This window comes from Streptomyces ochraceiscleroticus (assembly GCF_000720485.1).
Classification (GTDB): domain Bacteria; phylum Actinomycetota; class Actinomycetes; order Streptomycetales; family Streptomycetaceae; genus Streptomyces; species Streptomyces ochraceiscleroticus.
This window is the reverse complement of record NZ_JOAX01000002.1, coordinates 260452-275250: the sequence shown is the minus strand read 5'-3', so window position 1 is coordinate 275250 and position 14799 is coordinate 260452. Positions and strand designations below refer to the sequence as shown.

Genomic DNA, 14799 nt, shown 5'->3' with positions numbered 1-14799 from the left:
GCGGTTCTCAGTCCTCCACCACCAACGCCGGCGTGCTGCGGGTGAGCACCTCGCCGCGGAAGAACGCCGGGCTGCGGCGTTGCATGACCAGCATGATGACCAGTCCCAGTACGAGGAGGCCGACGCCGATGACGAAGACCGAGCCGACGCCGAAGACGGAGCTGCCGGTGCCGTAGGCCGGGTCCCAGATGTCGATGAGGGTCTTCACGAAGACGCCGGTCAGGAGGAGGCCGCCGAGGAACGGGAAGATGCCCTTGAAGATCAGGTCGCGGGCGGATTTGCGCAGGTCGACGCGGAAGTACCAGGCGCAGGCGAAGGCCGTGATCGCGTAGTAGAAGCAGATCATGAGGCCGAGCGCGTAGATCGTGTCGACGAGCACGTTCTCGCTGAGGAAGGTCATCACGGCATAGAAGACGCCGGTGGCGATGCCCGCCGCGACGGTGGCCCGGCCCGGGGACTGGAAGCGCGGGTGGATGCGGGCGAAGGAGGCGGGCAGCGCCTCGTACGTGGACATCGCGAGGACCGTGCGGGCGACCGGGATGAACGTGGTCTGCAGGGAGGCGGCGGCCGAGGCGAGCACGGCGACGAAGAGCAGCACGCCGAGCGCTGAGCCCATGACGGGCCCGGCGAGGGTCGCGAAGACGTTGTCGGAGGTGGCGGGGTTGCCCAGGCCCAGGCTCTTGGTGCCGACGCCGGAGAACATCTGCGCGGCCACCGCGGTCGTCAGGTAGGAGCCGATGAGCACGACCATGGCCAGCATCGCGGCGCGGCCGGGGGTCTTCTCGCTGCCCGAGGTCTCCTCGTTCACGGTGAGGCAGGTGTCCCAGCCCCAGAACATGAAGATCGAGAGGGAGAGTCCGGCGGTGAAGGACCCGAAGGACTTCACCTCGAAGGGGTTCATCCAGGACCAGTGGAAGTCGATGGAGCCGGCGAAGTCGCCGGTCCTGGCCTTCACGACCGCCATGGCGACGAAGACGACGAGCACGGCGAGCTGCAGGCCCACCAGCGCGTACTGCAGGCCCTTGGTGGTGGTCACGCCGCGGTAGCTGATCGCGGTGGCGATGGCGACGAAGGCCAGGCAGGTCAGGACGTGGACGGGTTTGTTGTCGTCCAGCGCCGCGATGGAGTCGCTGCCCGTGAGCTGTCCGAGGAGGAGATAGAAGAAGGAGGTGGCGACGCCGGCGAGGTTCGAGAGCACGATGATCGTCGCGATCACCAGGCCCCAGCCGCACATCCAGCCGACGCGCGGCCCGAACGCCTTCACCGTCCAGGTGAAGGAGGTACCGCAGTCCGGCACGGCCTTGTTGAGCTCGCGGTACGCGAAGGCGACCAGCAGCATCGGCAGGAAGCCCGCGAGGAAGACGGCGGGCATCTGGAGGCCGACCTCGCCGACGGTGGGGCCGAGGGTCGAGGTCAGGCAGTAGACGGGCCCGACGGTGGACACACCGATGACGGCACTGCCGAGCAGGCCGACGGAGTTGCCGCTGAGGCCCTTGCTGCGGGTGTCGCCCGATGCGTCGCCGTTGACGCTCGTCACCGTGTCTCCGGCCGGTGGCCGGGGGTCTACCTGAACCATGAACAGGACGTTAAGCCCTGCTGTATTCGTATCCGGATGATCGAACTCCGCAGCCCGAACCTTGCATGCGAAGGGAGATCACCGTTCACGCCTTCCATTCGACAGGCTCCGCGCCCGCATCGCCACGCAACAGCAAGGTCCAATAGTTGAGATCCGAATTACGGGAACCGCAGCCGTGTCCGTTTTGTTAGGATTCAAAATTTTCCCTTGAGTGTCCGCTATCCGGACTCGACGCGTCGCCGTACGGATCATCCCGGCCAGACGAGCGACTGGAGTTCGCCGTACGCACACAGGGCGTAGGAACCGACGTCGCGGCCCACGCCGCTCTGTTTGAAGCCGCCGAAGGGTGCCTCCATGTTGCGGCCCACGGTGTTGATGCCGACGCCGCCCGCGCGCAGCCGGCGGGCGACCCGGAAGGCGCGGGCCACGTCGCCGGACCAGACGTAGTCGATCAGTCCGTACTCGCTGTCGTCGGCGAGCGCGATGCCTTCCTCCTCGTCGTCGAAGGGGAGGACGGAGACGACCGGGCCGAAGATCTCCTCGCGGACGACGCGCATGCTCGGGGTGCAGTCCGCGAAGAGGGTGGGTGCGACGTACCAGCCGCGGTCGAGTGCCGGCCGCTCGCCGCCCGTGACCAGCCGGGCGCCTTCCTTGCGGCCGAGCGCAACGTACGCCTCGACCCGGTCGCGGTGCGCCGCCGAGATGACCGGCCCGACGACCGTGCCCCGTGCGCGCGGGTCGCCGACCTTCAAGGCCCCGGCGTACCGCGCGAGCCCCTCGACCAGCCGCTCGTACACGCCCCGCTGGGCGAGCACCCGGGTGGGCGCGGTGCAGATCTGGCCGCTGTAGAAGGAGAAGGTGGTGCCGATGCCGGCCACTGCCGCCGCCAGGTCGGCGTCGTCGAAGACGAGCGCGGCGCCCTTGCCGCCCAGCTCCATCAACTGGCGTTTCATGCCGCGGCCGCACGCCTCCGCGATGGCCCGGCCGACCGCCGTACTGCCCGTGAAGCTGACCATGTCGACGTCCGGCGCCGCGACCGCCGCCTCGCCGACTTCCGGGCGCGAGCCGGTCACCACGTTCACCACACCGGGCGGCGCCCCGGCCTCCGCCAGCGCCTCCGCCATCCGGAACACCGACAGCGGGTCCTGCGGCGCGGGCTTGACGACGACGGCGTTGCCCATGGCGAGGGCGGGGGCGATCTTGCCCGCCGGGTTGGCCCAGGGGTTGTTGTACGAGGTGATGCAGGTGACGACGCCCACCGGCCGGCGGACGGCGAGCGCGCCGAGCACGCCCGCCTTGCCCATCGGCCCGGCCTCGTTGATCTGCGGCGGGAGCGCCTCCTCGACGGGCTCCAGGGCGCCGCGCGCGTACCGGTCGAAGCGGGCGGCGGCCACCGCGACCTGCATGCCGCGTGCGGTGGCGGTGGTGGCGCCGGACTCCGCGCGGGCCAGTTCGGCGTACGGCCCGGCCCGGTCCCGGATGATTTCCGCGGTGCGGGCCAGGATGCGGGCGCGCTCCTCGGGGGCGGTGCGCGACCAGCCGTCGAACGCCTCGCGGGCCGCCGCGGCCGCCTCGTACACCTGGTCCTCGCTCGCCTCGGGGGCGAGCCCGACGACCTCCTCGGTGGCCGGGTCGGTCACCTCGTAGTGGCCCAGCTCGGGGGCCACCCACCGGCCCCCGATGAACAAGCGCTCCCCGCGCGTCACCGTGTGCTCACCGTCTCCGTGTCCCGCCCGGAGCGCAGCACGGTCCCCGGTACGGCGCCGGTCAGCTCATCGTCGCGCAGCGTCTGCACGCCGTTGACGCGCACGCTCACCACGCCCAGCGCTCGCGAGTCGAGCCGCGGGCTGTCGCCGGGCAGGTCGTGGACGAGGGTGGCGGGCCCCGCGTCGATGCGTTCGGGGTCGAACAGAACCAGGTCGGCGTGGTACCCCTCGGCGATCCGGCCGCGGTCGCGCAGCCCGAAGAGGCGCGCCGGGTCGTCGGTGAGCATCTTCACGGCCAGCTCCAGGCCGACGAGCCTGCGGCCGCGCAGGCAGTCGCCGAGGAAGCGGGTGGTGTACGGCGCGCCGCACATCCGGTCCAGGTGGGCGCCCGCGTCGGAGCCGCCGAGCAGGACGTCCTCGTGTTCCCATGTCTCGCGGCGGAGTTCCCAGCTTGCGAGGTCGTTGTCGGTGGGCATGGGCCACAGGACGGTACGGAGATCGTCGGCGGCGCAGATCTCGACGAGGCAGGTGAAGGGGTCCTGGCCGCGTTCGGCGGCGATGTCGCGGACGACGCGGCCGGTGAGCCCTTCGTTGGCGGGTGCGTAGGTGTCGCCGATGACGTACCGGTCGAAGCGGGCCAGCCGCCGGAAGACGCCCGCCTCTTTGCTCTGCGCCCGGCGCAGCATCTCCTCGCGTACGGCCGGGTCGCGCAGCTTCGCGAGGCGTTCGGGCACGGGGAGGCCGAGGATCTCGCCCCAGCCGGGGATGAGGTTGAGGGCACAGAAGGTGCCCAGGGACATGTTCATGGGTGTGAGGATCGGCATGGTGAGGGCGACGATCCGGCCGCCTTCCTTGCGCGCCCGTTCACTGGCGAGGAGCTGACGCGGCACGCGTTCCGGTACGGCGGCGTCGATGGTGAGGACGTTCCAGTTCAGCGGCCGTCCGGCGGCCGCGGACATGGCCACGAACAGGTCGATCTCGGCGTCCGAGAACTGGTCGAGGCAGCCGGCGACGATGGCCTCGAGCTGGGTGCCTTCGTGGTCGGCGACCGCGCGGGAGAGGGCGAGCAGTTCGTCGGGGCCGGCGTGCCGGGAGGCGACGGGCGCGCCGTCGCCGTCCGAGTGCGAGGAGGACTGGGTGGTCGACAGGCCCCAGGCGCCCGCGTCCATCGCCTCGTGGAAGAGGCGCAGCATCTCCTGGAGCTGCTCGGGGGTGGGCTGTCCGCCGATCGCGTCGGCGCCCATGACGTGGCGGCGCAGCGCGCAGTGGCCGACCATGAAGCCGGCGTTGACGGCGGTCCGCCCGTCCAGCGCGTCGAGGTACTCGCCGAAGGTGTGCCAGTCCCAGGGCGCGCCCTCCTCCAGCGCGACCAGGGACATGCCCTCGACCTTGCTCATCATCCGCCGGGTGTAGTCGGCGTCCTCGGGGCGGCCGGGGTTCAGCGGTGCGAGGGTGAAGCCGCAGTTGCCGCCCACGACCGTCGTCACGCCGTGGTGCATGGACGGGGTGGCGTAGGGGTCCCAGAAGAGCTGCGCGTCGTAGTGCGTGTGCGGGTCGATGAAACCCGGGGCGAGGACGAGCCCTTCCGCGTCCTCGGCTGTGCGGGCCGGTTCGGCGACCGCGCCCGGCTCGGCGAGTACGGCGATGCGGCCGTCCCGGATGCCGACGTCCGCGGCGTACGAGGGCGCGCCCGTGCCGTCCACGACGGTCGCGCCCTTGATCAGGTGGTCGAGCATGGTGCCGGTACTCCTCTCAGCCGGCCGCCCGGCGGAAGCGCGTGGTGCGGTGCACCGGGTCCGTGTCGATCTTCGGGATCACGTGCTCGCCGATCAGCTCGATCGTGGTGAGGGTGTCCTCGCGGGAGATGCCGACGGGCAGGCCGAAGGAGAGCTGGTCGGCGCCGGCCTGCTCCCAGCGCTTGCACTGCCGCAGCACCTCGTCCGGGTCGCCGCAGATCATCAGCTCCTCGGCGATCAGCAGCTCGATGAGCTCCTCGGTGTACTCGGGGAGGAGCTCGGGCCACTCCGGTATGCCCTCGGGCCGCGGGAAGGTGTCGTGGTAGCGGAAGAGCAGGGACTGGAGGTAGTTGAGGCCGCCGCCCACCGCGATCTCGACGGCCTTTTGGTGCGTCTCGGCGCAGATCGCCGTGGAGGTGACCATCACGTTGTCGTTGACGAACGCGCCGACCGGCTCGGCGTCCTTGACCGCCGACTTGTAGGACTCCAGGACCCATTCCATGTCGGAGACCTTCTGCACGCTGAAGCCGAGGACGCCGAGGCCCTTCCTGGCGGCCATCGCGTACGAGGAGGGGGAGCCCGCCGCGTACCACATGGGCGGGTGGGCCTTCCCGTACGGCTTGGGCAGGACCTTGCGCGGCGGCAGCTCCCAGTGCTTGCCCTTGAAGCCCACGTACTCGTCCTGGAGCCACATCTTGGGGAACTCCGCGATGGTCTCTTCCCAGAGCTCCTTGGTGTGGTTCATGTCGGTGACGCCCGGCATGAAGCCGAGGATCTCGTGGCTGCCCGCGCCGCGTCCGGAGCCGAACTCGAAGCGGCCGCCGGAGAGATGGTCGAGCATGGCGACCTTCTCGGCGACCTTGACGGGGTGGTTGACCGGGGCGAGCGGGTTGAAGATGCCGGAGCCGAGGTGGATGCGGTCGGTGGCGTGCGCGAGGTAGCCGAGGAAGACGTCGTTGGCGGAGAGGTGGGAGTACTCCTCCAGGAAGTGGTGCTCGGAGGCCCAGGCGTACTTGAAGCCGGAGCGGTCCGCCTGGATGACGTACTCGGTCTCCTCGATCAGCGCCTTGTGCTCCGCCTCGGGGTCGGCCTTGGCGCGCGCCGCCGGGACGTATCCCTGTACAAAGAGCCCGAATTCCAAGGGGTCTGCCCTCCCTGATCAACTGACGCTCCGTCAGTTCAGATGTCGCCGACTGTCCCACCGGCGGCCGGACCGGTCAATACCTGATGGCCCGTCAGGCACGGCTTCAGAAGAGACTGACGCCCGCCAGCCACCCGCCGTCCACGACGAACGGCTGCCCGGTGATGTACGAGGAGTCCGCGCAGGACAGAAAGAGCGCCAGGGCCGCGACCTCCTCCGGCCGGCCGGCGCGCCCCATCGGCACGAGCTTCCGGTAGAGCGCGTCCACCGCCTGCTGGGACGCGACCGGGTCGGCCGCCGGGTCGAGTGCGGCCGGGTTGGTCATCGGGGTGTCCACGGCGCCCGGACACACCGCGTTCACCCGGATGTTGCGGGGCGCCAGCTCCAGCGCGGCGACCCGGGTCAGCCCGAGCACGGCGTGCTTGCTCGCGGCGTAGGCGCCGACGAGCGCCATGCCGGTGAGGCCGGTGTACGAAGCGGTGTTGACGATCGTGCCGCCGCCGGCCGCCGCGATCTCCGGCGCGAGCGTACGGATGCCGAGGAAGCAGCCGACCTGGTTGACCTGGACGACCTGCTGGAACTCCGCCAGGGGCGTCTTCGCCAGCTCATTGAAGCGGAGGATCCCGGCATTGTTGACCAGCCCGTCGATCCCGCCGAAGGCGTCCTTGGCGGCGACCGCGGCGGCCGTCCAGTCGTCCTCACTGGCCACGTCCATGCGGACGTAGCGCGCGGCGTCCCCGCCCAGCTCGTCCGCCAGCGCCTGCCCCTGCTCGTCCAGTACGTCACCGAGGACGACCCGGGCGCCCTCGGCCACGAACAGCCGCGCCTCCTGCTCGCCCTGTCCGCGTGCGGCGCCGGTGATCACGACGACCCGCCCGTCGAGCTTGCCCATGCGTGCACTCCTCGGTACGCCTCAGTACGCCTCGGTCGGGTCAACTGCCGAGCAGCGGCGCCACGTCCGCTCCGAAGGCCGCCATCTGATCGGTCAGCTCGGCGCGGCTGCGGCTGCGGAAACGGATCTGGAGCTGGTGCACGCCGATGGCCGCGTACTCCCGCAGCGAGTCGGCGATACGTTCCGGCGGGCCGGTGAGCGTCCACTTGCCGGTGTCCCAGCCGGGCTCGCCCACGTACAGCGGCTCGGCGATCGCGCCGATCACCAGCGGCTCGCGCACGCCCGCCTTCTCGCGCAGCGCCCGCAGCCTGGCGATCTGCCCGGGCAGCCGGTCCCTGCGGTCGCCCTGCGGCAGCCAGCCGTCGCCGCGCTCGGCGGCCCGGCGCACGGCGGCGGGCGAGGAGCCGCCGACCCAGAGCGGCGGGCGGGGCGTCTGTACGGGCCGCGGCGCCTGGCCCAGCCCCTCGAAGGAGAAACGTTCCCCCGCGAACTCCGGGAACTCCTCGGGCCCGAGGGCCGTTTTCAAGGCGTCCAGCGTCTCGTCCAGCACCGCTCCCCGCCGCTCGAAGTCCACCCCCAGCGCCTCGAACTCCTCCTGTACGTGCCCGGCGCCCACGCCGAGGATCAGCCGCCCGCCGGACAGCGCGTCCAGCGTGGCGTACTGCTTCGCCGTGAGCAGCGGGTGCCGCAGCCCGACCACGGCGACATGGCTCAGCAGCCGTACGTGCTCCGTCACGGCCGCGAGGTGCGCGAGCGTGGCCACCGGGTCGTACCAGACCGTGCTCATCGCCCCGGCCAGCCGGCGCGGGATCGCGACGTGCTCGCAGCAGGCCACATACGCGAAGCCGTGCCGGTCGGCAGCCCTGGCGATCTCCACCAGGTCACGCGGCCCGGCCCCCGCCTCCCAGGGCTCGGCGTACAGCGTGCTCTGCGACTGAACGGGAAGCTGCATGCCGTACACGAGGCGGCCCGCCTCCGGCGCCCACACCATCAGGCGCCCGCCCCCGCCCACAGCCCGTCCGCCGTCAGCCCCAGCAGCTCGATGGCGTTGCCGCGCACGATCCGCTCGACGACGTCCGGGGCGAGGTGCCCCATCTGGCTCTCGCCGACCTCGCGCGACTTCGGCCAGGTGGAGTCGGAGTGCGGATAGTCCGTCTCGTACAGGACGTTGCCCACCCCGATCGCGTCGAGGTTCTGCAGGCCGAACGCGTCGTCGAAGAAGCAGCCGTAGACATGCTCGGCGAAGAGTTCGGAGGGCGGCCGGTGGACCTTGTCGGCGACGCCGCCCCAGGCGCGGTTCTCCTCCCAGACCACGTCGGCGCGCTCCAGGATGTACGGGATCCACCCGATCTGGCCCTCCGCGTACATGATCCGCAGGCTCGGGAAGCGGTCGAACTTGCCGCTCATGAGCCAGTCGGTCATCGAGAAGCAGCAGTTGGCGAAGGTGATCGTGGAACCGACGGCGGGCGGCGCGTCCGCCGAGGTGGACGGCATCCTCGACGACGAGCCGATGTGCATGGCGATGACCGTGCCGGTCTCGTCGCAGGCCCGCAGGAAGGGGTCCCAGTAATCGGTGTGGATGCTGGGCAGGCCGAGGTGCGGCGGGATCTCGCTGAAGCAGACCGCGCGCACGCCGCGGGCTGCATTGCGCCGTACCTCCTCGGCCGCGAGCTCCGCGTCCCACAGGGGAATGAGGGTGAGCGGTATGAGCCGGCCGCGCGCCTCGGGACCGCACCACTCCTCCACCATCCAGTCGTTGTACGCCCGCACGCCCAGCAGCCCCAGCTCACGGTCCTTGGCCTCGGTGAACGTCTGGCCGCAGAAGCGCGGGAAGGTGGGGAAACAGAGGGCGGACTGGACATGGTTGACGTCCATGTCCGCCAGCCGTTCCGGGACGCGGTACGAACCGGGGCGCATCTGCTCGTACGTGATCCCCTCCAGCCGGATCTCGTCCCGGGAGTAGCCGACAGCGGTGTCCAGCCGGGTCAGCGGGCGGTGCAGGTCCTCGTAGACCCACCAGTCGGCGAGCGGGCCCTCCTCGTCCGGTGCGCCCATCTTCGGGGCGAACTTCCCGCCCACGAAGGTCATCTCCTTCAGAGGCGCGCGCACCACGCGCGGCCCGGTGTCCTGGTACTTGGCGGGCAGCCGGTCCCGCCAGACGTGCGGCGGCTCCACCGTGTGGTCGTCCACCGAGATGATCCTGGGGAAGGCTTCCCTGGTCTCCGCGTTCATCGCCATGTCCCTCACGGTAGCGGTGAACTGACGGGTCGTCAGCTATCTGCCGACCACAGAGAAGCGGACGACTTCCCTCCGGCGTCGCGGTACGGCCCGCTGGATCACAAGAGGAGGGATTGTGCACAGAGCTGACCCCTACTGACGCAGGGGCCGCCGACAAGGCAGACTGGCCGATGCGAACGAGATGCACAGGCAGGGGGACACCATGGACGAGAGTCCGGGGCAGGGGCCGCGGCAGCTCCGCTTCACCGTGCTCGGTCCCGTACGGGCCTGGCGGGACGGCACCCCGCTCGCGGCCGGCACCCCGCAGCAGCGCGCCCTGCTCGCCGCCCTGCTGCTGCGCGGCGGCCGCAACGCCACCGCCGCCGAACTGGTCGACGCCATCTGGGGCGACGAGCCCCCGCACGCCGCGCTCGCGGCCCTGCGGACCTACGCCTCCCGGCTGCGCAAGGCGCTCGGCGACGACGCGGACGCGCTGGTCAGCGAGTCCGGCGGCTACGCCCTGCGATCCGGCCGGCCGGGCGCGCTCGACCTCGACCTCGACCGCGCCGAGGCACTCGCGGCCGAGGCCGAGAAGGCCCGCGCGAGCGGCGACCGCTGCCGCGCTCGTGACCTGCTGGACTCCGCCCTCGTCCTGTGGAACGGCGAACCACTGGCGAACGTTCCCGGCCCGTACGCGGAGAACCAGCGCACCCGCCTGGAGGAATGGCGCCTCTCCCTCACCGAGGCCCGCCTCGACCTCGACCTGGACCTCGGCAACCACGCCGAGGCGGTCTCCGAGCTGACTGCCCTCACGGCCGCCCACCCCTTGCGTGAACGGCTCCGCGAGCTCCTCATGCTCGCGCTGTACCGCTCTGGACGGCAGGCGGAGGCGCTGGCCGTCTATGCCGATACCCGCCGTCTGCTCGACGCCGAGCTGGGCGTCGACCCCTGCGCCTCGCTCGCCGACCTGCACCAGCGCATCCTGCGGGCCGACACCGCCCTGGAGGCGCCGAGCCCGCCGCCGGAGGAGGAGCACGCCGGCGCGGGCCCCACCGTCCTGCGCCCCCAGCAGCTCCCGGCCACCGTCGCGGACTTCACCGGGCGCGCCGCGTTCGTCGCGGAGCTCGGCGCGCAGCTCGCCACGGCCGAGGGCAGCGTCATGGCGGTCTCCGCGCTCACCGGCATCGGCGGCGTCGGCAAGACCACGCTGGCCGTCCATGTGGCGCACGCGGCGCGCGAGCACTTCCCCGACGGCCAGCTCTACATCGACCTGCAGGGCGCGGGCCACACCCCCGCCGAGCCGGAGGCCGTGCTCGGCGCGTTCCTCCGCGCGCTCGGCACACCGGACTCCTCCATCCCCGACGGCACGGAGGAGCGGGCCGCGCTGTACCGCTCCACGCTCGCCGGGCGCCGGGTGCTCGCGCTGCTGGACAACGCGCGGGACGCCGCCCAGGTACGGCCGCTGCTGCCCGGTACGGAGGGCTGCGCCGCGCTGATCACCAGCCGCGCCCGCATGATCGACCTGGCCGGCGCGCACCTCATCGACCTCGACGTGATGAGTCCCGAGGAGGCCCTCACCCTCTTCACGCGCATCGTCGGCGAGGAGCGGGTCGGCGCCGAGCGCAAGGCCGCCATGGACGTGGTCGGCGCCTGCGGCTTCCTGCCGCTGGCCATCCGCATCGCCGCCTCCCGGCTCGCCTCACGCCGCACGTGGACCGTGTCCGTACTGGCCCGCAAGCTCGCCGACGAGCGCCGCAGGCTGGACGAGCTGCGCGCCGGTGACCTGGCCGTGAAGGCCACCTTCGAGCTGGGGTACGGGCAGCTCGAGCCGGCGCAGGCACGCGCGTTCCGGCTGCTGGGGCTGGCCGACGGGCCCGACATCTCGCTCGCGGCGGCCGCGGCGCTGCTGGACATGGACGTGGACGCGGCCGAAGAGCTGATCGAGTCCCTGGTCGACGCCTCGCTCCTCGAATCGGCGGCCCCGGGCCGCTACCGCTTCCACGACCTGGTCCGGCTCTACGCGCGCGCCTGCGCCGAGCGCGACGAGCACCCGCCCTCCGAGCGCGCCGCGGCCCTCTCCCGCCTGCTGGACTTCTACCTGGCCTCGGCGGCCCGGATGTACCTCCTGGAGCGCCCGGGCGACCGGCTGGTCGACCACATGGAGAGCACGCGCTATCCGGGGCTGGCCTTCGAGGACCGCGCGGTGGCGCTGGAGTGGCTGTTCAGCGAGGCGGGCTGCCTGCTGGCCTGCGCCCAGCAGTCCACCGGCGCCGACACCGTGCGCCGCGCCGCCGATCTGCTCCTGCTCACCAAGGACCTGGCCGAGTCCGGCGCCGACGCGCGCCAGCACGACCAGGCCAACACGACGCTGCTGGCCGCCGCCCGCGCCCACGGCGACCAGCACGCCGAGGCCCGTATCCACACCTCGCTCGCCTACATCCGCACCCTGGCCGGGCGGCTGGACGACGCCGACGAGCACGCCAAGTCGGCGATGCTCCTCGGGCTCGCGACGAACGACCCGATCTCCTCGTCGTACGCGCCCAACGACCGCGGCATCATCGCGGGAGCGCAGGGACGGCACGCGGACGCCGAGGCGTACCTCAGCCAGGCGCTGATCGCGTTCCGCGACGACCGCAACCAGCAGTCCGAGGCGAGCGCGCTGTGCAACCTCTCGCGCGTCCACCTGGACACCGGCCGGGTGGACAGCGCCATCGGGCTGGCCGAGGAAGGCGTCGCGATCTACCGCAGAATCGGCGCCACCCGGCGGCTGGCCAACGGGATGTACGCGCTGGCGCTCGCCTTCACCGCGGCCGGGCGCCTGGAGGACGCGGCGCAGCAGCTCAACGCCGCGCTCACCATCTTCCAGGACAGCCGGCAGCCGTTCTGGGAGGGCATGACGTACTTCCGGCTGGCCGAGGTCGACCTCGCGGGCCAGCGCCCGGCGCGCGCCGCCAACTACGCCGAGCAGGCCCTGACCGCGCTGCGCGGCGTCGGCGGCGAGCTCTGGCGCGCCAACGCGCTGACCACGCTGGGGCGTGCGCTGAGCCAGGTCGGGCACACCGGGCGGGCCCGGGTGTGCTGGCAGGAGGCGCTGTCCAGCTACGAGCGCCTCGGAGCGGCGGAGAGCGCCCAGGTGCAGCAGCTCCTGACGCCGGCGGCGGTTGCCTGACCGGCGTCGACCGGGGGCCGCGAGGCCGTCAACGGTGGGGCCGACGAGGCCGGCGCCGGTAGCTCGACCATGTCATCGCCGCAGGTCGGCGAGGTAATCGTCGCCGTTTATCGATCGTTCATCGCGGCACGTCACTCTTCTACGTACCGAACCGCCGCCTCGGGGGGCAAGCGGCTCGGTGACGCGGCCCCACCGTCATGGTGTTCGGCCCTGGTTCCCGTCCGGCGACCCACGGGGGAGTCGCCGGGCGGTGGACCGCAAGCGCCCACACACGGGAGTTGATCACTGTGAACACCGAGAAGAAGGCTCCGCAGACCGACGACCAGGACATCATCAGGCCGCTCGACAGCCACCGGCCGATCATCGGTGACGAGATCGTCACCATGGACAGCCACCGGCCCGTCATCGGCGACGAGGTGCTGGCCGCGCAGGAGGGCCAGCGTCCGGTTGCCGGCGACGGCACGATCGCGCCGCAGGACAGCCACCGGCCGATCGCCGAGCCCAAGCTGGAGCACTGATCACGCGCACGGCCCACTGAGCCACCACCCGGGGGATCGCAGGGGCCGGCTCCGACGGCACGGAGGGGATGCCGTCGTAGCCGGTCCCTGCGGCGTGTTCGGACTGTGCGACAGTGGCACGTCCGGCACCTGACGGCCCGTCAGGTCCGGTGCTACAGTCGCGCCACATCCCGTCCCGCCCATTGCCGGGAGGCGCGCCGTGTATGAGTCCGGTCGGATACGTACGCTCTGGGAGCTGGTCGAGTACCGGGCCGCCGCGTCGGCGGACGCGGTCATGTTCTACGAGCCGGACGGGCGGACCGTCACCTTCGGGGAGGCGCGCGAGCGGGCGCTGCGCGCGGCGGCCGGCTTCCGGGAGCTGGGCATCGGGGCCGGGACGCGGGTCGCGTGGCAGTTGCCGACCCGGGTCGGCACGGTGCTCGCCTCGCTCGCGCTCGCCCGGCTGGGCGCCGTACAGATACCGGTCGTCCATCTGCACCGGGAGCGCGAGGTCGGGTACGTACTCGCCGCTTCGGAGGCGGAGTTCGTGCTCGTACCGGGGGTGTGGCGGGACGTCGACTTCACGGCGATGGCCCGCAAGGTGGCACCGGACGGGACGCGGGTCATCACTGTCGGCGGCGAGACGGGGCTTCCGGACGGGGACCCGGCCACGCTGCCGGAGTTCACGCCGGGGCACGCGCGGGAGCAGCAGAGCTCCTACGCGCGGGAGCGCACCTCGTGGATCTACTACACCTCCGGGACGACGGCCGTCCCGAAGGGCGTGCGGCACACGGACGCCTCGCTGATCGCGGGCGGCGTGGGCCTGGCGACCGCGCTGGGGATGTCGACGGCGGACATCGGGTCGATCGCGTTCCCGTACGCGCACATCGCCGGGCCCGACTACGTCATCGCGATGCTGGTGAGCGGCTTTCCCGCGGTGGTGCTGGAGACGTTCGCGCCGGGCGCGGCCGCGGACACGTACGCGCGGCTCGGCGTCACCATGGCGGGCGGCAGCACCGCCTTCTACCAGGCGTTCCTGGAGGAGTCGCGGCGACGCGCACACGGCGGGAAGCTGATCCCCTCCCTGCGGCTGCTGTCCGGCGGGGGCGCGCCGCTGCCGCCCGGGCTGTACTTCGAAGCGGGCCGCGAACTGGAGTGCGCGGTGCTGCACGGGTACGGCATGACCGAGTGCCCGATGATCGCGATGGGGACCCCGTACGACACCGACGAGCAGCTCTCGCGGACGGTGGGGCGGCCGGTGACCGGCGCCGAGGTGCGGATCGCCGGGCCGGACGGGCGGGCGCTGCCGGCCGGGGAGCCGGGCGAGGTGACGCTCAAGGGACCGATGGTCTGCCAGGGGTACACGGACCCGGCGCTGACGGCCGCCTCGTTCGACGCGGACGGCTGGTTCCACACCGGTGACCTGGGGTTTCTGCGCGCGGACGGGCATCTCGTCCTGACCGGGCGGCTGAAGGACATCATCATCCGCAAGGGCGAGAACATCTCGGCGCAGGAGGTCGAGGACCTGGTGCGGGGCCATCCGGCCGTGGCGGACGCGGCGGTCATCGGGCTGCCGGACCGGGAGCGCGGAGAGCGGGTGTGCGCGGTGGTCACGCTCACGGAAACAGGCGGACCCGCGCTCACGCTGCGGGAGTTGACGGCCCATCTGCGGCGGGCCGGACTGATGACGCAGAAGCTGCCGGAGCAGTTGGAGATCGCGGCCGAGCTGCCGCGCGGCGGGCCGCTGGGCAAGGTACTGAAGGGTGTGCTGCGGGAGCGGCACTCGGACTGACGACACAACTGGCGGCCGGACAAAGGGAGTTCACAACTGAGGCACGACATTCCGGGTGTATGCGACGTGACCG

10 protein-coding genes are annotated in these 14799 nt (G+C 71.9%); 3 read left to right on the top strand and 7 right to left on the bottom strand.

All coding sequences use genetic code 11. The annotated features are described in order from the left end of the window. Positions 1–7: 7 nt before the first annotated feature. The 7 genes from IG84_RS0103440 to IG84_RS0103410 form a co-directional block, all read right to left on the bottom strand. Complete coding sequence (locus IG84_RS0103440) at positions 8–1576, bottom strand: APC family permease (protein WP_031051141.1); 1569 nt, start codon at positions 1574–1576, stop codon at positions 8–10. 248 nt (positions 1577–1824) lie between these two features. Continuing rightward, complete coding sequence (locus IG84_RS0103435; RefSeq protein ID WP_031051140.1) at positions 1825–3282, bottom strand: aldehyde dehydrogenase family protein; 1458 nt, start codon at positions 3280–3282, stop codon at positions 1825–1827. Beyond that, on the bottom strand, positions 3279–5018 hold the full coding sequence (locus tag IG84_RS0103430; RefSeq protein ID WP_031051139.1) for an N-acyl-D-amino-acid deacylase family protein: 1740 nt from the start codon (positions 5016–5018) through the stop codon (positions 3279–3281). The genes IG84_RS0103435 and IG84_RS0103430 overlap by 4 nt, the downstream gene beginning before the upstream one ends. 16 nt (positions 5019–5034) lie before the next feature. Then, entirely contained in the window at positions 5035–6159 is a 1125-nt protein-coding gene (locus IG84_RS0103425; protein ID WP_031051137.1) for an LLM class flavin-dependent oxidoreductase, read from the bottom strand. A 106-nt stretch (positions 6160–6265) separates the two neighbouring features. After that, positions 6266–7051: an SDR family NAD(P)-dependent oxidoreductase gene (locus IG84_RS0103420; protein WP_031051135.1), complete on the bottom strand. Its 786-nt coding sequence runs from the start codon at positions 7049–7051 to the stop codon at positions 6266–6268. Positions 7052–7091: 40 nt separating this feature from the next. Further along, positions 7092–8042 (bottom strand): LLM class F420-dependent oxidoreductase, encoded by a 951-nt coding sequence (locus IG84_RS0103415; RefSeq protein WP_031051134.1) that lies wholly within the window; start codon positions 8040–8042, stop codon positions 7092–7094. Next, positions 8042–9283, bottom strand: coding sequence for an amidohydrolase family protein (locus IG84_RS0103410; protein WP_031051132.1), 1242 nt, complete (start codon positions 9281–9283; stop codon positions 8042–8044). Before IG84_RS0103410 ends, IG84_RS0103415 begins: the two co-directional genes overlap by 1 nt. Positions 9284–9470: 187 nt before the next feature. Here IG84_RS0103410 and afsR point away from each other — a divergent pair, with 187 nt between their 5' ends. The 3 genes from afsR to IG84_RS0103395 all read left to right on the top strand — a co-directional run bounded on the left by afsR (position 9471) and on the right by IG84_RS0103395 (position 14726). Continuing rightward, a complete protein-coding gene (gene afsR / locus IG84_RS0103405; protein ID WP_465270452.1) occupies positions 9471–12437 on the top strand; it encodes an SARP-family global regulator AfsR in 2967 nt (988 codons plus the stop codon). Between the two features lie 278 nt (positions 12438–12715). Further along, the gene (locus tag IG84_RS0103400) at positions 12716–12955 is read left to right on the top strand and encodes a hypothetical protein (RefSeq protein WP_157848804.1); all 240 of its coding nucleotides are present in this window, start codon (positions 12716–12718) and stop codon (positions 12953–12955) included. Positions 12956–13154: 199 nt separating this feature from the next. Next, positions 13155–14726 (top strand): class I adenylate-forming enzyme family protein, encoded by a 1572-nt coding sequence (locus IG84_RS0103395; protein WP_031051126.1) that lies wholly within the window; start codon positions 13155–13157, stop codon positions 14724–14726. Positions 14727–14799: the final 73 nt, after the last annotated feature.

Excerpts from the sequence above, each read along its gene's own strand:
- IG84_RS0103440 (WP_031051141.1), bottom strand. The coding sequence starts at position 1,576 with ATGGTTCAGGTAGACCCCCGGCCACCGGCCGGAGACACGGTGACGAGC.
- afsR (WP_465270452.1), top strand. The coding sequence starts at position 9,471 with ATGCACAGGCAGGGGGACACCATGGACGAGAGTCCGGGGCAGGGGCCG.
- IG84_RS0103430 (WP_031051139.1), bottom strand. The coding sequence starts at position 5,018 with ATGCTCGACCACCTGATCAAGGGCGCGACCGTCGTGGACGGCACGGGC.
- IG84_RS0103410 (WP_031051132.1), bottom strand. The coding sequence starts at position 9,283 with ATGAACGCGGAGACCAGGGAAGCCTTCCCCAGGATCATCTCGGTGGAC.
- IG84_RS0103415 (WP_031051134.1), bottom strand. The coding sequence starts at position 8,042 with ATGGTGTGGGCGCCGGAGGCGGGCCGCCTCGTGTACGGCATGCAGCTT.
- IG84_RS0103420 (WP_031051135.1), bottom strand. The coding sequence starts at position 7,051 with ATGGGCAAGCTCGACGGGCGGGTCGTCGTGATCACCGGCGCCGCACGC.